Here is a 19290-nt window from a genome sequence, read left to right as displayed (position 1 = left end):
ATGACTTGAGTATTAAGCCAGTCGACCTGATTGTCAAGCAGAAACTTCAGTATTGAGCCAGCCCCCGCAACAAAGAAACCCGGCGTCAGGAGAGCCCCTCGGACTCGCCTGCGCCGGGTTTAGTACCGACAAGTTGTTATCTTTAATTCGCCGGGTAGGCGTCAATCCCGCCCGTCATGTTCAGCACATTCGGATAACCGCTCTCGCGCAGCAGCGTACACGCCTTCGCCGAGCGCATACCCGACTTGCAGTGCACAATCACCAGCTTCGACCGGTCGATCTCCAGCATCCGCTGCGGCAGTTGGCCCAGCGGGATCAGCGTCGCTTCCGGAATGTTCCGCGCCTGATGCTCGTGCGGCTCCCGCACATCAATCAGGACAAAGTCGTCCTTCCGCGCCAGTTTGGCTTTCACTTCCAGGGCAGAGATTTCTTTGGGCATTCCACAGAATTGATGATAATCGATCAATTTGGTGACAGTCCGGTTCGTGCCGCACACCGGACAATCCGGATTCTTACGCAGCTTCAGCTCGCGGAACTTCATGTTCAGGGCGTCGTACAGCAGCAGCCGCCCGGCCAGCGTCTGCCCTAACCCCAATAGAATCTTCACTACTTCCGTAGCCTGGATCAGCCCGATCACGCCCGGCAGAATGCCCAGCACGCCGCCCTCGGCGCAGCTCGGGACCAGCCCGGGAGGCGGCGGTTCCGGGTAGAGACAGCGGTAGCAAGGCCCCTCCTCGGTAGCGAACACCGAGGCCTGGCCCTCAAACCGGAAAATCGAACCGTATGCGTTCGGCTTGCCCGTCAATACACAGGCGTCGTTCACCAGGTACCGCGTCGGAAAGTTGTCCGTGCCGTCGGCCACCACGTCATAGGCGCCCACAATCGCCAGCGCGTTCTCACTGGTCAGGGCCACCTCGTGCTTCACGATGGTGACGTTCGGATTGATGTCGAGCAGGGTATCCGCCGCCGAATCCAGCTTCCGCCGGCCGATGTCCTTGGTCCCGTGGATCACCTGGCGCTGCAGGTTCGAGACACTCACCGTGTCGAAGTCCACCAGGCCAATCGTGCCCACGCCGGCCGCTGCCAGATACAGGCCCAGCGGAGCGCCCAGGCCGCCGGTGCCCACCAGCAGGACCTTCGAGTTCTTCAGCTTCTCCTGGCCCTCGGCGCCCACCTCGGGCAGCATGATGTGCCGTGAATACCGGTCCAGTTCTTCCGCCGTCAGGCTCACGCAACGCCTCCCGCAATCGAGGGGACGATACTCAGCGTATCGGCCGCCGCCACGGCTGTCTTTTCCTTGTCCAGGTAGCGGATATCCTCATCATTCACATAGATGTTCACGAACGAGCGCAGGCGCCCTTCGTCGTTGTAAAGATGGTTCTTCAGGGCGGGGTGTTGCGATGTAAGTGACGCCAGGACCTCACTTACACTGGCGCCCGTAGCGTCCACACTGCTCTGTCCGCCGGCATACTGGCGGAGGGGGGTCGGAATCAGGATTGTGGCCATGTCAGGATCTCTTCAGTCGATTCAGTCTGTGTCTCGTTGGCCCGGAAGGCCTTGGCTTGGTTCAACACCCCACCCACGATGGAGATGACGACGTTTGAATACCAGGGCCAGGAGTTGGCCAGGTCCGTCGCCGAAAAATACGAGTCGCAATCAGGGTGGGAATGGAAGAATCCCAGAACCTCGAGCTTCTGTTCCCGTGCCAGGCGTTGGGCGGCAAGCTGGTCCTTCGGATCCAGCTCAAAGCGGTCCGATTGGTCGCCCTCATAGGAATTGCGGCAGGCGATGGCGGTGGTGACGGTGCGTTCGTCCCCGTCCTGCAAAGTGCCCAGCATGATGCCGCAGCATTCACGGGGGTAATTGTCGAGAGCGTGCCGCAACATCACGTCCCAGGGGTGCGGTTCGATTCGAATCACGTTTGTGCCTGTAGGATATCCAATCTGGAGTTTCTCTGTCAACATGGGCCAGATTGCACTCCTAGTCCCCACACCACCCGCAAACCAAACAAATCACAATACTAGTTGAATTGAAACGGACCCTCTCACAGCCGCGTCAGGAGGGCGTATGAAAAAAGCCTTGGTCTGCTTGATCGTTACGGCAATTGGGGCAGGCAGTGCCTTCGCGCAGTCGTGGGGGAGAGACTTCCAGCGCAACCACATCACGGCCGGCATCGGTGCCGCGGTCCCTGGGGCCGACCTGAAACCTTACTACAAGGTCGCGCCAGCCTGGACCTTTGATTACGGTTTCCGGCCGTGGAAGTACCTGCAGCTCGACATCGGCCTCGACTCCGCCTACAACTCAGCCGATGTAAATGACTATCTGGACACCGATTACGGACCGCTCCGCATCCGTGATTTCCAGTTCTTCGTACCCATGGGCGCGCGCGTTGTCGCCCCCCTGGCGAAGGGCAGAGTGGAGTTCTACGGTGGCGGCGGCGGAGCCTATGCCCGCTACACCGAACTCCTCAAACAGCCCAGCGACTACTTCCAGATTGGCTGCCCGGTCTGCCAGGCCCGCGACGGCTGGGGTTATTACGCGCTGTTGGGAGGCAGCGTGGCCCTCGACCGCGGCCAGCATTTCCGGCTCGGTGTCCTGTCCCGCGTCTATGTCGTCGACACCTCCGGACCGCCCATCGGCGCCACTCCGTCCGTCAAAACGAATGATCGCTGGACCAACACCTACGCAACCTTCACGTTTAGTTTCTAATCCTTATGGCAGTTCAGGACTCTGGGCGGTGGCTGGTTCACCGCCCCAGTTCTGCCGAATCACCATTGTCTGGTCTGAATAGAACGTCCGCCGGCCCGTACCGTTGAACACCACCGGAACCGCCTGAATCGCATACCCTTCCCCGGAAGCCGCCACTTGAAACAGGAAGCCCGATTTCCGCCCGCCTGCCAGGTCGCCCGGAATCAGGTTGGCCGCATCCGGTCCCGTCCCGCCAGAAACAGGCGGTCCCAGTTGGCTCAACCGTTCCGCAAACCGCCCATACTGCGACGCGTACTGCGTCTGCGCGGTAAGAATCGTCCGCACATGCCCGATGGCCGCCATCTCGCGCGCATTCGCGAGGGCTGCATCCATCTTGGGGACGGCAATGGCCACAATCACCAGGATGATGGCGATTACGACCAGGAGTTCAATCAGAGAGAAGCCGCGGCGGCGCTTCCGGACCAGTTTCATGGCACTATCTCCTTAAATTTCAGATGTTTGGACGCACATCTCCCAGGGCGCCGGCAAGAGCGTCTGGGACCATCGCAAATTGGCTAAACGGGTTGAGTGGACGAGACTCGAGCGCGGCACCCGGCGTCAGCCGGAGCCCGGGAACAAAGGGAACTCACTAATCTGGAGCTACTTGATCTCTTTGCTGGCGACCGTGGCGGGTTCAGCGCCCCAGTTTTCACGAATCACCAGCGACTGGTCGGAGAAGAAGGTCCGGCGGCCCGTGTTATTAAAGGCCTGCGGCACGGCGGTCACCGTGTACCCTTCCTTGGTAATCGCGACCGTGAAGATGTAGCCCGTCTTCTGGCCCAACGACAGATCACCGGGGATCAGGTCAGACGCGGCGGGCCCGGCGTTGCCGGATGCAGGCGGCCCCAGTTGGGCCAGGTTCTCAGCGAACTTGCCGAACTGCGAAAAGTACTGCGTTTGCGCCGTGTGCACCGTATTGATCTGGCGGATCGCCGCCATCTCCTGCGAGTGCATACGGGCATTGTTCAGTTTCGGGGCAGCGATAGCCGCAATCACCAGGATGATGGCAATAACGATTAAGAGTTCGATCAGCGAAAATCCCCGGCGGCGGCGGTCCTGAACACGGCGCATGGCTACTCTCTCCTTTGAGAATCGTCCTTGACTCTATTCTAGACGCAAGCTAGGCCCGCGGCGTGCAGGAGATGTTACCCGATTCGCGCCGCGTGCAGCCGGCGCAAAGTCTCCGCCAGCGGCTGCAACAGGTCCAGTTTCAGCGCATTCGCACCGTCGGAAAGCGCCGCCGCCGGGTTGTCGTGGACCTCGAGAAACACGCCGTCGATCCCGGTCGCTACCGCCGCGCGCGACAACGGAGCGATAAACTCCGGCGAACCGCCCGACTTCGACCCGGCCGCTCCCGGCAGCTGCACCGAATGCGTCGCATCAAATACCACCGGGTACCCGATCGAGCGCATCATCACCAGCCCGCGCATATCCACCACCAGGTTGTTGTAGCCGAACGACGATCCGCGCTCCGTCAGGATCACCTTCGAATTCCCAGTCGACGCCACCTTGTCCGCCGCATGCCGCAAGTCCAGCGGCGCCACAAATTGACCCTTCTTTATGTTGACGATACGGCCCGTCTTGCCCGCTTCCAACAGCAGATCCGTCTGCCGGCACAGGAACGCCGGAATCTGGAGAATGTCGGCCACTTCCGCCACCTTGGCGCACTGGGCCGGCTCGTGAATGTCCGTCAGGATGGGTAGCCCCATCGACTTCTTCACACTGGCCAGGATCTTCAATCCCGCCTTCAGCCCGGGGCCGCGATAGGAGTCCACCGACGACCGGTTCGCCTTGTCGAAGGACGCCTTGAATACATAAGGGGCGCCCAGGCTCGCGCCGATCCCGGCCGCCAACCGGTGGATGCTCTCCTCGGATTCGATCACACACGGTCCGCAGATGAACTGCAGGGAGCCATCTCCGAAAACCACGCCGGGTATTACGGTGATCGGTGTCATCTATCCAGCAAACAGCGGATTCGTTTCGGATTCCATACGTTTCTGATGAAATTCCAGGGCCGCCCCAATGAACGACTGGAACAACGGATGCGGCTCCAACGGCTTCGATTTGAACTCCGGATGGAACTGGCAGCCCAGGAAATAGGGGTGGTTGGGCAACTCGCAGATCTCCACGAACTTGCCGTCCCGAGACTGCCCCGTGATCCGTAAACCCTTGTCGGTCAAAGGTTTCTCATAGGTACGGTTGAACTCGTAACGGTGCCGGTGGCGTTCGCTGATCACCTCGGTCCCATAGGCGTCGCGGGCGAATGAACCTTCCAACAGCAGGCACTCATAGGCGCCCAGGCGCATCGTTCCGCCCAACTCCTCCACACCCAGCAAGTCCCGCAACTTGTAGATAACAGGATGTGGAGCACCATTGTCGAATTCGGTGGAATCCGCGCCGGCGATCCCGCAGACGTTGCGCGCGAACTCGATCACCGCCGTCTGCATGCCCAGGCAGATCCCGAAGTAAGGTACCTGCTTCTCGCGCGCATAGCGGATCGCGTTCAGCATCCCCTCCACGCCGCGCTTCCCAAAGCCGCCCGGCACGAGGATGCCGTCGTAGTGGGACAGCTTGTCCACACACTCCGGCCAGAACATCTCCTCAGACTCGATCCAGCTCATCTTCACCTTGACGCGATGGTGGATCCCCGCATGTAACAGCGCCTCTTTCAGCGACTTGTAGGAGTCTTCGTACTCCACATACTTGCCGACTAGACCAATATGGACTTCATCGTTCGGATTCTCCAGCGCCTCCAGCATCGAGGTCCACTCGTTCAGGTTGCGCGGACCGGCCGTATCCAGGTGCAGCAGTTCGACAATCAGGTCGTCGACGCCCTGCTCGGCAAACATCACCGGACACTGGTACACCGTCTTCACGTCGTAGGCCGAGATGACAGCCTTCTTGTCCACGTCGCAGAACAGGGCGATCTTGTCGCACTGGTCATCCGGCAGCGGCCGCTCGGAGCGGCACACCAGGATATCCGGCTGGATACCCATCGCCCGCAACTCCTTGACGGAGTGCTGTGTCGGCTTCGTCTTCAGCTCCTGCGCGGCGGCGATCCAGGGCACGTACGACACGTGGACGAACAGCGTGTTCCGCCGGCCCAGTTCGTGCCGCATCTGCCGGATGGCTTCCGTAAACGGCTGCGACTCGATGTCACCCACCGTGCCGCCAATCTCGCAGATGACCACATCAACGCCGTCAGCCACTTTGTGGGCCGCGGCTTTGATCTCGTTGGTCACATGGGGGATTACCTGGACTGTTTTGCCCAGATAGTCGCCGCGACGCTCCCTCGTGATGATCCGCTCGTAGATTCGGCCCGAGGTCAGATTATTGTTTTGAGAAAGATGCGCGTGGGTAAACCGCTCGTAGTGACCCAGGTCGAGATCGGTTTCGGCGCCATCGTCGGTGACGAATACTTCCCCGTGCTGGAAGGGGCTCATGGTGCCGGGATCGACGTTGAGATACGGGTCGAACTTCTGCATGTTCACCCGAAGCCCCCGGCTCTCCAGAAGGCATCCGATGGACGCGGCGGCGATCCCTTTCCCCAGGGAGGAGACGACGCCGCCGGTGACGAAGATGTACTTAGCCATGATTGGTGGTGGGAATAGAAGCAGTGAATAGCAGCGATTCTACGTGCAGGAGATCCTCTGGCGTATCGACGCCAATCGTTTCGTAGCGTGTTTCGGCCACCCGGATGGAGATGCCGTTCTCCAGCGCACGGAGTTGCTCCAGTTTTTCGTTCTCTTCGAGAACGCCAAGTCTCAAAGTAGAGTAGCCGAGCAGCAGAGCCCGGCGATACACATACAGCCCAATATGTTTCCAGTACTCCGCTGAGCCGCCCCGGTTGTATGGGATCGGGTGGCGGGAAAAGTACAGCGCACGCCCGTCGTGACCGGTGACCACTTTGACAACATTAGGATTTTCAATCTCATCCCGCTCCACAATGCGCTTTTTCAATGTGGCCATTTGGCATTCTGGATCGTCTAACAGAACAGTGATGGCGGCGTCGATCGCGTCCGGATCGATGAGCGGCTCGTCTCCCTGGATATTGACGATAATTTCGGCATCGGTCGTGGCGGCTGCTTCAGCCACACGGTCTGTGCCGGAAATGTGATCGTGGCGGGTTATGACTACTTCAGCCCCAAAGCCGCGTGCCGTGTCGGCGATGCGCTCATCGTCTGTGGCGATGAGTGTGCGCTGTGGCAGCTTCGCAAGCCTCGTCCGCTCCCACACATGCTGGATCATCGGTTTTCCGGCGAGTGTAGCGATGGGTTTGCCTGGGAATCGGACGGACGCGAAACGAGCGGGTATGACACCCAGAATTTTGGGGGGCACAATCGAGCATAGCACAAAAAGTACGCATGATATACTTGGGACACCAGACCGGGAGACAGATGTTGCATTTCAGTAGAAACTCTTTCATTTTCTGTCTCTTGGGTGGGATCCTCGGGATCCCTGGAGCCCTTTCGGCCCAACAGCCGAGACCTCAGATTACCCCTCGCCCCAAACCCGGCGCCGAGACCCCGGAAAACGATCGCATCACCCCCAATCTGCGCATCGATACGAACGTCGTATTGATCCCGGTCACCGTCACCACACCGCTCAACCAGTTCGTTACCGGCATGGAAAAAGAGAACTTCCGCGTCTTCGAAGACAAGGTCGAACAGGAGATCACCTATTTCGCCAGCTTCGACGCGCCGCTCTCCGTCGGTCTCGTTTTCGACGCCAGCGGCTCAATGGGCAGCAAGTTGAGCAAGAGCCGCCAGGCCTCCGCCCAGTTCTTCAAAACTGCTAATCCGGAAGATGAATTCTTCCTCATTCAGTTCAACGACCGGCCGCAGCTCGTCGTACCGTTCACCCAGAACACCGAAGACATCCAAAGCCGCCTCACGTTCACCCAGGCCAAAGGCCGCACCGCTCTGCTGGATGGCATCTATATGGCGCTCCAGACATTAAAGAAAGCCAAGAATCCACGCAAGGCGCTGCTGATCATCTCGGATGGAGGCGACAACTCCAGCCGCTACACCGAAAACGAAGTGCGCACGCTGCTGCGGGAAGCGGACGCCCAGATGTACGCCATCGGCATCTACGAACCCATCGGCTCGCGCAGCCGCAGCGCCGAAGAGCTCTCCGGCCCCGGCCTGCTCAGCGAACTCACCGAGATGACCGGAGGCCGCAACTTCCCTGTCGACAACCTCAACGATCTACCTGACATCGCCGCAAAGATTGGAATTGAGCTGAGAAATCAGTATGTTCTGGGTTACATGTCAAAAAACCAGACCCGGGATGGGAAGTACCGGCGAGTCACGGTAAAATTAAACCAGCCGCGCGGAATGCCGCCGTTAAAGCCGCTCCACCGGCAGGGATACTATGCACCTACCCAGTAAGTTCGGCCCCCTCGCCCTCCTGGCCTCCCTGGTCCTCGGACACATGGATGCGCAGGTGAAGCCCGAGACCCCGGACGATCCTAGCGTCATTCGCGTCGATACACGCCTGGTGGTGCTGCACTGCAGCGTGCTTGACAGCAAGGGCAAGCTGATCACCAATCTCCCCCAAAGTGCCTTCAAAGTCTATGAAAACAAAGTGGAGCAGCCCGTAAAGCTGTTCCGCCGGGAAGACGTCCCCGTTTCCATGGGCCTGGTCATCGACAACAGCGGCAGCATGCGCGACAAACGCCAGCGCGTGGAAGCCGCGGCCATCAAACTCGTCAAAGCCTCCAACCGGCAGGACGAGGTTTTCATCGTCAACTTCAATGACGACGCCTACCTGGATGTCCCCTTCACGAACGATGTCGCCAAGATGGAAGAGGGCGTCGCCCGCATCGACTCTCGAGGCGGTACCGCCATGCGCGATGCGATTTCCATGTCGATGGATCACCTGAAGCAGGAAGGCAAGAAGGATAAGAAGGTCATCCTGGTGGTCACCGATGGCGATGACACCGCGTCCACCGGCATCACCCTCGAAAAACTGGTCGAGAAGGCCCACAAACTGGACCAAGTCATCATCTATGGGATTGGCGTTCTGGGTAAGGAAGACGCCCGCTCCCGCAAGAAGGCGGAACGCGCCATCGACGCCCTCACCAAGGCCTCTGGCGGCGCCAGCTTCTACCCCGGTGACGTGGCGGACGTCGAAGCCCTCGCCGAACAGGTCGCGCAGGACATTCGAAGCCAATACGTGATCGCTTACTCGCCGACGAACCAGAATCTGGACGGAACCTTCAGGACCATCAGCGTCAAGGCGAATGGCGGCCGATATACCGTCCGTACCCGCAGCGGTTACTATGCCTCGCCGGAAGCGCCCAGAAAGAAATCCACCGCACCCAACGGCTCCCTGCAGTAGCGCGAACCAGATGATTCGCTTCCTCTGGAGATCGACCCGCGGCTACCGCCTGACGCCCTGGCGGTCGCCCTACCTGCTGTGGCGCATCGAGACCTATTGGGGTCTGCACGCTGAGCGCATCACGGCGGCCGAGTTCTGGCGTTTCTCCTGGCAGCACCGCTCAGAACTCGTCCGCTTCCTCCGTTGGGCCGACCGCATGGCCCAGGGCTAAGCCCTTACGGCTCAGCCGGCGGCGGTTCATCCGGCGGCTCCACCACCTCGATCTTCGCGTTCCCTTGGCAGCTTGTATCCCGCGGCTCGAACGGGCCGCCAAAGCCCCGGTTCGGGACATACAGGTGCATCCGGGTCCGGAGCTGGTTGATCGTGCCGGAGCCCGAAAAGTCCAGCGAATTCGCGCTCACGTACACATTTGACGTCGATGACTTGATCTCCTGGTCGGAAGCCAGGATGATGGGCATCTGGCAAATGTCATCCGAGGTGGACTTGGCGGACATCTTCACCTTGCGCGGCTGATCGCGCGGCGGCGTCGGAAAGAGGATATAGACGTCCAGCATGGAGTAGGCCGTCCACAGGTCATAGTGTCGGAATCCGTCCGGATCCTGGATGGGCTCCTGGTGTCCGGATACCTTCAAGTCCAGCGTCCAGGTCAGGTCCCCTGTCTGCCGGGCCTCGATTCGCGCCACCGATATGCCTCCACCGGCCTGCCGGACATAGGGGTTGTCCTGGTCCAGTTGGGCGTTCACATTCACAGTGATGATGGGCGGAGTCGCAATCTCCCCCGGCGTCCCCGGCGCGCCCACCGCTGCATTCGCCACCAGCGCCAGCGCCTCCCCAGGCCCAACATAGACCCGGTCGGAGTACACGGACGGCCGCCGTGCCGAGTCGGTGGGCGACGAGTCCGCACGGCGAGTCACCGTGAGCTGCTCAGAGAAAGCGCATGGATTGTTGGAGATGCGCTGCTTCTCCACCCGCTGGGCGTCCTGGCTGAACAGGAAATGCCTGTCGATCGGCACGATGCAGAGCAGGTCGCTGCGGTTGATCCGCTTCCCGATGAAGAAGTAGTCGTCCTCGCCTTGAACCCGGCCGGTATACAGCTTCAGCACGCTGACACCTGGTTTGTAGCCTTGATCCGGGTTGCCTGCGCGCCCGCTCCCGTTCTTTTTGGGATACACGGTCACGAGATCGCAGGCCCCCACCTGCTGCTCGTCCTTGGTCTTGTTCGCGTACGCCTGGGCCATCTTGACGAGTTCATCCAGCACCGGATCGGAATCCAGTGTCTTGTCGAAAATCGAGGCGAGGAGGTCTGCCGTCTCCTTCTTGACCCCCGCCTTCTGCAGCCCCTTCCGGAAGGCCTCCAGTTCCAGGCTTCGCGCCTTGCTGCGCACCTTGTCTATGGGGATTTCCGGCACCAGCACAGCGATCACCCGCACCACCGTGAACAGATTATCGTGGCGCGAATACAGGACTTCCTTGTCACGCAGGGCGCGATTGCGGCGCGGCGACGCGGTGATCAGGCGGCCCTGGGTCTCCACCCGGAAGTCGCTCAATTCGATGGGCGCCACCAGACACGCGACGGACAGGTAGTTGAGCCACGCCTGGATACGCCGCGCCGCCGCGTTGACGGCCTTCTGGGCCAGTTTCTTCTTCAGCCATTTCACCAGGGCGTCCCGGCCGTTCGGCACCTCCTTGTCGAAGTCCTGGAACAGGTCATCCACCTGCGCTCCGATGGCATCGTTGAACTTCTTACGGAAGTCGTTGGCAAGACAGGGGCTTAGCAGCGGAACTTTCGTCGCGAGGCAAGTCCCGGCCAGGCGGGAAGAGCCGGCCAGCCGGGCCGAAGCCGCGGCGGGCGTCTCCGTCTCGGTGGCACCCAGGATGCTCCGCCAGGCCTGCCCCGCATTCCGGTTATACGCCAGCAGGACCGCCAGGTCAGACGCCTTGACCGGCACGGCAATCGCCTCCGCATTCGTCAACGGCAGGTGATTGTACGAGAGCGTCGCCTGGCCCGAAGCCGCAATGCCGGCCAGCATCTGGCGCAGGTCGGCTTCCTCGCGGGCGGCATTTGCCTCCAGCGCCGCTGAACCGGCAAGGCCCCATTCGTTCCATTGGGCGGAAGTTTCCCGGGTCCAGGCCGCGAGGTCGTCGACCAGGGCCGTAAAACCGGCGACCGGATTGCCGTCGTAAACCGCGCTATCGATGGTGAAATTCACCCCGGCGGTGGTTTTCCCGTCTGTCAGCGCCGCCTGCACCGTCACATCGCCGCTGAACACTTTCGCGGTGTCGGCCCCGGTCATGATCAGCGGAACCAGCGCGAAGATCTCCCCCTGAGCCCCCCGAGCCAGAATCTTCACTGGCACTGATACGCCTGCCGCATTCGACACCACTAGCGAGTCAATAAGTTCCGGTTCGGTCAGATTCTCGAAGGAGACCGTGAGGAGTTCCCCCGGAGCGCCATGCGCGCGGACCGACCCTCGCGGACCTGCAGAAACGGAGCTCACCACAGCCGGTCCCACCGAAACGCGGAATGACTGCTCGACCGTGGCGCAGGCGTTCGCCGCGCGGAAGGTGAACTGGGTCGCCGCGGTGACGTTCACAACCAGCGAGCCGCTGGCGGCCAGGATGTCACCCGAAGGTTGGAGTTCTACCGAATCGGCACCCGCCGCCGACCAGGTGAGGGTAACCGGTCCGGCAGCGCTGAGCGTGTAGGCGGAACCGGCCAGTTCGGAAAAGTAAGGCGGCTCGCACGCAGTTGAAGCCGTGGCTGTGCGCGCACCCACCCACAACGGGTCGTTCGATCCGGGCAGGTAGACAGGCAGGCCCATCTGCGCGGGGCCGGTTCCCGGGATGACGCTGAATGCCGAACCCGACCCGGCTCCCGGCAGCGTGTCGGCCAGCGCCTGAATCTGGAGGGTGGAGGACGGCAACGTGTAGGTGATCGGGGTTCCGCTGGGAAGCCCCGCGGAATCTTCCAGTTGCAGAGTACCCGTGAAGTCCTCGGCGCGGGTGGTGAGGGCAAAGAATGCTTGTGCGCCGTCCACCACGGGCAGCAACAGGTAGGCCACGTCGCCCGGTCCGGGCGTGTCATCCGGATCGGTGAACAGGCGCAGGTCCGAAGCCATGACGGCGCCGGCTGCGTCGGGCCGGATGTCATTCGCGGCCAAGGCAAAGAAGGGATACGAGGCGGAAGCAAACAGCACGTCCACCCCCTCTTCCATACCAAACAGCGTCGAGATGGGATCGGCCACTTCCAGCATGCCAAGCGGCGGCACTGTCACCCGCTTATTTACGCCGCGCAGGGTAAAGGTGACCGGCAGGTCGGCGGCCCAGGGATTGAACAAAACGACCGAGGTGGAAGCGAAAGTCCCGTTGAACGGAAGCCGCAGCGCTGGTAGGAAGGATAGCTCCTTCGGCAGCTTGGCGACTTCGACGGCCGGATAGCCTGAGCGATCGCCGGTGGAAGCGAGTGCGGTTTCGACGAAGACCGAGAATAAGCCTTTCGCCGTCAGCAGCTTAATTCGCATGCTGGAGGGCGGGTCGGCGGTGAGGTCGGCGGGGGTCAACCGGAACGTTTTCCCAGCGCCAGTCAGCTTGCGGCGGGCCAGTTCCTTGCCGGCCGGGTCGTAGGCGAGCAGGGTGGCTTCCGCCTCGCCGTCGAGCGAAATCCAGACTGCGGAGGTGCGCTCGCTGGAAGTGGGCAGCCAGGGGGCATCGAGCACTGCTCCAGGGATAGACGCAGTCTCGGATGTTACCTCCGGCAGGGGCAGACCGTAGGTCCGTCCCTCCTTGTCGAAGAACCGCTGCGCGGAGACGAGAATGGCCCCATCGGCCGAGATCTTCAGGGTGCCGGCGGGCGAGCCATCGGGGAAGAGCGCAGCCAGGGCGTCAGCGAAGTCCACGGTGGAAGTCGGCTCGATGGAACGAGTTGCAGGCGAGGGCGGGGTTGCGTCATCCAGCGGAAGGATCTGGAAGGTGAGCTGGACTGGCCGAGTTTCGGCGTTCCGGATGCGCAGTTGGACTCGCTGCGCTTGCCCGTCGATGGCTTCAGTGGTTACGGCCGGCACATAGACATCGGATGCCAGCAAAGGAAAAGCCAGTACGCAGAGTCCGAGGCTCCAACGCATGACGGGTTCCTCCGATCGGATAGGTCAAAACGATAACTTGACAGTATAGTAAGCGGAGTTCGCCGTCCGATCCACCCATTCCTGGGCCCCTGTTTCCCCGCATCATGATTTGCGCCAGCCGGGCCAACCGTGCCATATTAGAGATTGCGGAACTTGCAGCGCACAAGCAGTGTGCGTGCGCGTAAGTTACTCCCTCCCGCGTCGCTGTTTAAAGCGCGCGTGACTTCAAGAGGATTCCAGCTATGTACGCAGTGATCGAAACGGGCGGAAAACAGTATCGCGTCTCGCCGGGCGACACCATTGTGGTGGAAACGCTGACCGGTGATGCCGGCGCGGCTGTGGAGTTCGACAAAGTTCTGGCAATTGGCAAGGACGACGGCGAGCTTGTGGTGGGTAAAGACGTGGCCGGCGCGAAGGTGAAGGGCTCCATCAAGGGTCACGATCGCGCGCCCAAGATCCTGGTCTTCAAGTTCAAGCGCAAGAAGCAGTACAAGAAGACGATCGGCCACCGGCAGAACCAGACATCGGTGACCATCGCCGAGATCTTGGCGTAGGCCTTCTGAGCTAGGAGAAGATTAGTAATGGCGCATAAAAAAGGTCTCGGCAGCTCAAAAAACGGGCGTGATTCGAACGCGCAACGTCTGGGCATCAAAGTTTTTAGCGGCCAGGTTGTCACCGGCGGCTCCATCATCGTGCGGCAGCGCGGCACGCGCTACAAGGCTGGCGAGAACGTGGGTATCGGCAAAGACGACACCCTGTTTGCGACCATCCCGGGCCGGGTCGAGTGGAGAGATCGCGGCCGGATGGGCAAGTGGGTTAGCGTCTTCGCTCTCGAAGGCTAGTTTTTTCGCTCATTGATGAGCGCGTAAAGTATCAGGCCGCCGGGCGGTGCTACCGCGGGCGGCCTTTTCTATTGTCAGTCGGTTGATCGGATCAGGTGCATGGATGTTCGTTGATGAAGTCATTATCAAGGTAAAAGCGGGCGACGGCGGCAACGGCTGTATGGCGTTCCGCCGGGAGAAATACGTCCCCAAGGGTGGACCCAGCGGCGGCGATGGCGGCCGCGGCGGCGACGTCGTTTTAGTCGCCAGCGAGCATCACAATACCCTCCTCCACTTCCGCTTCAATCCGGAACATACGGCCGAGCGCGGCCGACACGGCGAGGGCAGCAACCGCACAGGCCGCAATGGCCGCGATGTCGAAGCGCCCGTCCCCGTTGGCACCATCGCCTGGGACTGGGAAACCGGCGAGATTCTGCATGATTTCACCTTCCCCGGTGACCGCTACACCATCGCCAACGGCGGACGAGGCGGTCGCGGCAACCAGCACTTCGCTACCTCCACCCACCAGGCGCCCACCCGGCACGAGCCGGGCTCGCCCGGGCAGGAAAAGCGTATTCGCCTGGAATTGAAGCTTCTGGCGGACGTGGGCCTGGTCGGCTTCCCCAACGCCGGCAAGTCCACCCTGATCTCCCGTATCTCCGCCGCCAAGCCCAAAATCGCCGATTACCCGTTTACGACACTCGAACCCAATTTGGGCGTCGTCCAGTTGGACGACCTGCGCAGCTTCGTCGTGGCGGACATCCCCGGCATCATCGAAGGCGCCCATGAAGGCCACGGCCTGGGGATTCAGTTCCTGCGTCACGTTGAACGGACCAAGCTGCTGCTGCACCTGGTGGATGTCAGCGAGATGAGCGGCCGCGAGCCCAAAACCGATTTCGACATCATTCTCAATGAGTTGGCGAGCTTCAGCGAAGAACTCTCCGGCAAGCCCATGTTCGTGGTGGCCACCAAACTGGATGTCGCCCAGGACGTGAACCGGCTGCGCGCGCTGGAGCGCCGCGCCAAGAAGCACGGCATGCCGCTGTTCAAGATGTCGGCCGTGACCGGCAAGGGGCTAAAGGAGCTGCTGCGCGCCGTCGACTCCAAGCTCATCGAGATCAGGGCCGCGGAACAGCCGCCGCCGCCGCCCGCTCCGCCGATGGTGCGCCCGCACGATCGCGAGCCGGAAGAACCTCAGCCGGAAGAGTAATGTAAACTCCGCGCCAATCCAGGGTTTCACTTTCGCTTTTTATTTGCCATCGGGCAAGACTCCCATTAAGATATCTAAAGCAGCCGGTCAGGCTGCTATCTTGATCCAGGAGTGGAAACCCCGATGGCAATCAGCGAGCTGTTGAAATCTGAACTTGAGCAGGAATTGGCCAAAACCCGAAAGACGCTGGAGCGTCTGCCGGAAGACAAACTAACCTTTAAACCGCACGATAAGTCCTTTGAGCTTGGCGCTTTGGCGACGCACCTGGCCACGATTCCGTTGTGGGGCAAGATGACAATGGAATCGACTGAGTTCGACCTCGCGCCCGGCGGCAAGCCCTTGGAACAACCGGCACGCATCACCTCCGCCGCCGACGCCGTGGCTCGCTTTGACCAGCACGCCGCGGACATTACGGCCGCTGTCGCCGCAGCCTCGGACGACGCTTTCCTGACGGACTGGGCCCTGATGATGAACGGTAATGTGATGTTCAAGATGTCGCGCTACGCCGTTATTCGCTCGATGATCCTGAATCACCTCATTCACCACCGGGCGCAGGTGGGCGTCTACTACCGGCTGCTGGACATTCCTGTGCCGGCTGTTTACGGCCCTTCCGCCGACGAGCAATAACGCAGTGGTTGCCCGGCCGTAGCCGGGCGTCAGAGCCAGGGGCCGGTGGACGCCGGCCCGCCCCGATTTACCAATCGATGTCTTCGTCCGGAACGGTCGCCAGACGCGCCGGCTCCGCAGCCGGTTCAGTCCGGGCACGGCGCCGCAGGAATACCAGCAGAGCGAATGCCGCCGCCAGGGTGACGAGCACCGGAATCACGATCAGCCAGGTGAACTTAATCCCCGTAGGCTCCATCAGGATTCGTTCGCCATACTGGCTCACATAGCGCTGCGTGATCTGCTGTTCCGATACTCCAGAGCGATAAAGCTTCTCTATCTCGACTCGCATTTCGGCTGCTGCCTCTGACCGGTGCACGGCTACGTTCTCACTCCAGCAACACGGAGCAATGAACTTCTCCTGCAGCCGGCGGATGGCCTCATCCGGAGTTCCGGCGGCCAAAGCCCCGCTACCGAGAAAAAGCGTGGCGCCCATCGCCAGGCTCCTGAATATAAAAGACATAGGAGGCCTCCTGAGCCTTGGTGTACACAATGGTGGAGCCACCCTCCGTGGGTGGTTCGACATACAGGTTTCAGGAGGAAGCGGGTGGAGGGCGTTGGAAGAGGGCAAAGGCCGCGGTTCCGCGCGGCAAGCTCGGATCGGGCCGCGTCAACGATTCTACGGAGGGAGCAGCCGCCACCTTGATCCCGCCGGCCTGCGCGGTCAAGCCGGGGAATGCGGTGGGGAGGACAGCTCGCTGCAGGCACCCGGAAGGACAACCCCGTGCGGCCTGCCATCCGGATTGGGCCTGCGCCGTTCGCGTATTGCGGCAGCAGCAGATCCCGCTGCGCCGGCAGCAACTCATGCCGCAGGATGCGCCATCTTCCAGGGAGAGTACGGGGAGGAATCCCCAGGAGTAAGGCCCCAGCAGCAGGCAAGCTACAGCGAGAACGAGCGTACGCAAATGCCTGAGTGTGAGACCGATGCCCATAGCCGGGGTAGCGAACTACCCCAACTATAGCAATCGGCTGAAAGGTGCGAGGATTAGCGAACGTCGCCGGAATGAATCATCGCCGTGGGGGCAATGGCATGCGGCTGCTGCGTGGTGAAGAACTGGGCTTCCGACAGGTTCTTATAAACCTGACCGGCAATGCCGGCCGCCACCGGACCGTTGACACTCTTGCCGCCGGTCAGCAGGACAACCACAACGAGCTTGCTCTTGCCCACTTCGTTGAAGCTGCCGAACCAGCCCAGGTGCGTACGGGAATCTGTACATGTTCCGGTTTTGCCGAAGATCGGCTCACTGGTGTCGTAGTTGGCGCGGCGCGCGGTACCAAACTCCACAGCACCCATCATGCCGGGGCGCATCTCGGGGATCTGCTGGGCTATATCCAACTGCCGTTTGACCTGCGGAACCAGGCTGCTGGCCTCGGCGAGGGTGCGCGGATACTGCAGGTAGTAGAGTGTGCCGCCGTTGGCGATGGAGGAAACGATGGCTGCAAGCTGTAGAGGCGTCAGGCCGATGGCCTCGCCAAAGCTCGTCATCATTCCGTTCGGAACACCCTTGGGCTTCTCTTCCGGGAAGATGCCTGCGCTCTCGCCCTCGATATTGATGCCGGCCTTCTCACCCAGGCCGAACAGCCGGCCGTAATAGTTGATCTTTTCGAAGCCGAGCTTCTCACCAACATTGGCGAAGTAGGCGTTGTTCGATTTGGCCAGGGCCGTGGTCAGGTTCATCGACTCGCGGCGGGACAACCGCAGCCGCGTCTCGCGTTCGATGATGCCTTCGCTCAAGCCTGCCAGGCCAGCCACCAGCTTGATCGTCGAGCAGGGCTGATAGGCGCCCGTCAAGGCCAGTTTCTGATTCACCATCGTCATGACGCGTCCCGAGGTGGGATCCACAACCACGACGCTGCCGTTGTACGGGCCCAGGGCCTGTACGGCGGCGCGGCGGATCGCCAGATCCTCGCCATCCACCACGTCACCGTAGGTGGAATCGGCAAAGGTAGGCGTATCCCAGGGGCTGTAGTATCGCCTCACCACACGGCGCTTTCCGGCGGCAGCTGTGCCCCGGGTGGAAACGGCCTTAGCGGTGACAGAAGTTGTACCGGCGAACGATTTCACGGCAGGACTGCGCTTCACCGTGGTCGACCGGGATACGGTCGCGGCTGACGCGCGCTTCGTTTTTGATCGTTTGGTGGAGGTGGCGGTGGGGCTCTTCTGTGTGGTGGCGGTAACTGCAAACGCCGGTACAGCAGCAGAGAGGATCAGTGTAGAGATGATGCCAAGCGGGATTAGGAAGTTCTGCTTCATTCTGCCTTCCGGTCAATCAATTCCGAACTCCCCCAAGCGCCGACCAGAGCGCCCCCATAAGACTCCCCTATTTTGTTGTATCGGCAGGGGTTCCGTCAAGCTTCATATTCACAGGAGGATTTTTGGCGAAACCCTCGGAGAGGCACCTTACACGCTCCGGGCACATCTCCCTCCACTTGAACCGGAATTTGCGCGACAATGATGCGTGCTGAGAGTAAACAGATGAAGCTCTCGATGGGTACGTGGTCGTTTGCTTTCGGGCCTTATGCCGCGAGTCCGAAAAGCATCCCAGAGATCGCGCGGCGCCTTGCGTCGGCGGGATTTGACGGCATTGAGCTGAGCGGATATCCCCCGCACGTGACGCTTGAGGCTTACCCCACCTCCGCGGCTCGCGCGGAACTGAAGACGCTCCTTTCCGACCTGGGTTTGGGTATCTCCGGCTTTTCCTCGGACTTAGGCGCCGCCAATCCGACCATTCCGGAGAACCGGACGGCCTACCTCGACATCTTCCGGCGCCTGTTGGAACTGTGCCACGACCTGGGAAGCCCCATGATCCGTGTGGATTCCGTCGGTGCACCCGGGTCCATCCCGGATGAGGATTACCACACCGCCTTCCACCGCCTGGCCGACCTGTGGCGCGACTGCGCCGACGCCGCCCGCCAGGCCCATGTCCTGATGGCGTGGGAGTTCGAGCCCGGTTTCCTGTTCAACAAGCCTTCAGAAGTCATTGAAATGCATGAGCTTGTGGGCCATCCCTGGTTCCAGATCCTGTTCGACACGGCGCATGCTTATATGTGCGGCGTGGTGGGGGCGCGGCAACACGGCAAGCGCGAAATCCTGGAAGGCGGCGTAGCCGAGTTTATCGCCAAGCTCCACGGCTCTATCGGCGCGGTGCATGTTATTGATTCCGATGGCACTTTGGTAAATGACGACACCAGCACCCACTTACCCATCGGGGAGGGGCACGTGCCTTGGCCGTTCCTGGCCCCGAAGCTGCTCAGCATCCCCCACATCGGGTGGTGGTGCGCGGACCTGTGCTTCTATGAGGGCGCCTGGGAGAAGATCGACGACAACCTGCGGGCCGTCCGCGGGTTGATGGCGCCGGCCCCCATCAAGCGATAGGGCCTCGCC

General features: G+C 61.2%; 20 protein-coding genes. 9 read left to right on the top strand and 11 right to left on the bottom strand.

The features are described 5' to 3' along the window. Positions 1-142: 142 nt before the first annotated feature. Genes moeB through ACR9Y2_RS11515 form a run of 3 tightly spaced genes read right to left on the bottom strand, consistent with a single transcriptional unit; the run spans position 143 to position 1964 of the window. Positions 143-1186, bottom strand: a complete 1044-nt coding sequence (gene moeB, locus ACR9Y2_RS11525) for a molybdopterin-synthase adenylyltransferase MoeB (RefSeq protein ID WP_435044857.1) — start codon at positions 1184-1186, stop codon at positions 143-145. 41 nt (positions 1187-1227) lie between these two features. After that, positions 1228-1506 carry a ubiquitin-like small modifier protein 1 gene (locus tag ACR9Y2_RS11520; RefSeq protein ID WP_435041403.1) on the bottom strand — a complete coding sequence of 93 codons (279 nt, stop codon included), beginning with the start codon at positions 1504-1506 and terminating at the stop codon, positions 1228-1230. Then, positions 1491-1964 carry a Mov34/MPN/PAD-1 family protein gene (locus ACR9Y2_RS11515; RefSeq protein ID WP_435041402.1) on the bottom strand — a complete coding sequence of 158 codons (474 nt, stop codon included), beginning with the start codon at positions 1962-1964 and terminating at the stop codon, positions 1491-1493. Before ACR9Y2_RS11515 ends, ACR9Y2_RS11520 begins: the two co-directional genes overlap by 16 nt. Positions 1965-2067: 103 nt before the next feature. On the opposite strand from ACR9Y2_RS11515, the gene ACR9Y2_RS11510 reads away from it, so the two are divergent. After that, entirely contained in the window at positions 2068-2709 is a 642-nt protein-coding gene (locus ACR9Y2_RS11510; protein ID WP_435041401.1) for a hypothetical protein, read from the top strand. Between the two features lie 3 nt (positions 2710-2712). On the opposite strand, the gene ACR9Y2_RS11505 is transcribed toward ACR9Y2_RS11510, so the two are convergent. The 5 genes from ACR9Y2_RS11505 to kdsB all read right to left on the bottom strand — a co-directional run bounded on the left by ACR9Y2_RS11505 (position 2713) and on the right by kdsB (position 7086). Beyond that, positions 2713-3180: a prepilin-type N-terminal cleavage/methylation domain-containing protein gene (locus tag ACR9Y2_RS11505; protein WP_435041400.1), complete on the bottom strand. Its 468-nt coding sequence runs from the start codon at positions 3178-3180 to the stop codon at positions 2713-2715. A 168-nt stretch (positions 3181-3348) separates the two neighbouring features. Continuing rightward, complete coding sequence (locus ACR9Y2_RS11500) at positions 3349-3819, bottom strand: prepilin-type N-terminal cleavage/methylation domain-containing protein (RefSeq protein ID WP_435041399.1); 471 nt, start codon at positions 3817-3819, stop codon at positions 3349-3351. Between the two features lie 74 nt (positions 3820-3893). Further along, positions 3894-4703, bottom strand: a complete 810-nt coding sequence (kdsA, locus tag ACR9Y2_RS11495; protein ID WP_435041398.1) for a 3-deoxy-8-phosphooctulonate synthase — start codon at positions 4701-4703, stop codon at positions 3894-3896. Then, entirely contained in the window at positions 4704-6344 is a 1641-nt protein-coding gene (locus ACR9Y2_RS11490; protein ID WP_435044856.1) for a CTP synthase, read from the bottom strand. Beyond that, complete coding sequence (kdsB, locus tag ACR9Y2_RS11485) at positions 6334-7086, bottom strand: 3-deoxy-manno-octulosonate cytidylyltransferase (RefSeq protein WP_435041397.1); 753 nt, start codon at positions 7084-7086, stop codon at positions 6334-6336. The genes ACR9Y2_RS11490 and kdsB overlap by 11 nt, the downstream gene beginning before the upstream one ends. A 98-nt stretch (positions 7087-7184) precedes the next feature. Between kdsB and ACR9Y2_RS11480 the strand changes: the two genes are divergently transcribed. From ACR9Y2_RS11480 to ACR9Y2_RS11470, 3 genes are read left to right on the top strand one after another with little or no spacing between them, the layout of a single operon-like run. Continuing rightward, positions 7185-8138: a VWA domain-containing protein gene (locus tag ACR9Y2_RS11480; protein ID WP_435041396.1), complete on the top strand. Its 954-nt coding sequence runs from the start codon at positions 7185-7187 to the stop codon at positions 8136-8138. Next, positions 8122-9090, top strand: a complete 969-nt coding sequence (locus tag ACR9Y2_RS11475) for a VWA domain-containing protein (protein WP_435041395.1) — start codon at positions 8122-8124, stop codon at positions 9088-9090. The genes ACR9Y2_RS11480 and ACR9Y2_RS11475 overlap by 17 nt, the downstream gene beginning before the upstream one ends. A 10-nt stretch (positions 9091-9100) precedes the next feature. Then, positions 9101-9301 carry a hypothetical protein gene (locus ACR9Y2_RS11470; RefSeq protein ID WP_435041394.1) on the top strand — a complete coding sequence of 67 codons (201 nt, stop codon included), beginning with the start codon at positions 9101-9103 and terminating at the stop codon, positions 9299-9301. A 4-nt stretch (positions 9302-9305) separates the two neighbouring features. On the opposite strand, the gene ACR9Y2_RS11465 is transcribed toward ACR9Y2_RS11470, so the two are convergent. Beyond that, positions 9306-13211 (bottom strand): hypothetical protein, encoded by a 3906-nt coding sequence (locus tag ACR9Y2_RS11465; protein ID WP_435041393.1) that lies wholly within the window; start codon positions 13209-13211, stop codon positions 9306-9308. Positions 13212-13453: 242 nt separating this feature from the next. Between ACR9Y2_RS11465 and rplU the strand changes: the two genes are divergently transcribed. From rplU to ACR9Y2_RS11445, 4 genes are all read left to right on the top strand, one after another. Then, a complete protein-coding gene (gene rplU, locus ACR9Y2_RS11460) occupies positions 13454-13765 on the top strand; it encodes a 50S ribosomal protein L21 (RefSeq protein ID WP_435041392.1) in 312 nt (103 codons plus the stop codon). Positions 13766-13792: 27 nt separating this feature from the next. Continuing rightward, positions 13793-14053 (top strand): 50S ribosomal protein L27, encoded by a 261-nt coding sequence (gene rpmA / locus ACR9Y2_RS11455; RefSeq protein WP_435041391.1) that lies wholly within the window; start codon positions 13793-13795, stop codon positions 14051-14053. 103 nt (positions 14054-14156) lie between these two features. Then, on the top strand, positions 14157-15242 hold the full coding sequence (gene obgE / locus ACR9Y2_RS11450) for a GTPase ObgE (protein WP_435041390.1): 1086 nt from the start codon (positions 14157-14159) through the stop codon (positions 15240-15242). Positions 15243-15365: 123 nt separating this feature from the next. Next, positions 15366-15869, top strand: a complete 504-nt coding sequence (locus tag ACR9Y2_RS11445) for a DinB family protein (protein ID WP_435041389.1) — start codon at positions 15366-15368, stop codon at positions 15867-15869. 67 nt (positions 15870-15936) lie between these two features. On the opposite strand, the gene ACR9Y2_RS11440 is transcribed toward ACR9Y2_RS11445, so the two are convergent. Together ACR9Y2_RS11440 and ACR9Y2_RS11435 are read right to left on the bottom strand one after the other, a co-directional pair. Next, positions 15937-16368, bottom strand: a complete 432-nt coding sequence (locus ACR9Y2_RS11440) for a cytochrome c-type biogenesis protein (protein WP_435041388.1) — start codon at positions 16366-16368, stop codon at positions 15937-15939. Between the two features lie 522 nt (positions 16369-16890). Then, on the bottom strand, positions 16891-18159 hold the full coding sequence (locus ACR9Y2_RS11435) for a penicillin-binding transpeptidase domain-containing protein (RefSeq protein ID WP_435041387.1): 1269 nt from the start codon (positions 18157-18159) through the stop codon (positions 16891-16893). 198 nt (positions 18160-18357) lie between these two features. On the opposite strand from ACR9Y2_RS11435, the gene ACR9Y2_RS11430 reads away from it, so the two are divergent. Beyond that, positions 18358-19281: a sugar phosphate isomerase/epimerase family protein gene (locus ACR9Y2_RS11430; RefSeq protein ID WP_435041386.1), complete on the top strand. Its 924-nt coding sequence runs from the start codon at positions 18358-18360 to the stop codon at positions 19279-19281. Positions 19282-19290 lie beyond the last annotated feature (9 nt).

This window comes from Paludibaculum fermentans, assembly GCF_051172195.1.
GTDB lineage: Bacteria > Acidobacteriota > Terriglobia > Bryobacterales > Bryobacteraceae > Paludibaculum > Paludibaculum fermentans_A.
The sequence above is the reverse complement of the archived record's forward strand: the minus strand, read 5'-3'. Positions and strand labels throughout refer to the sequence as shown.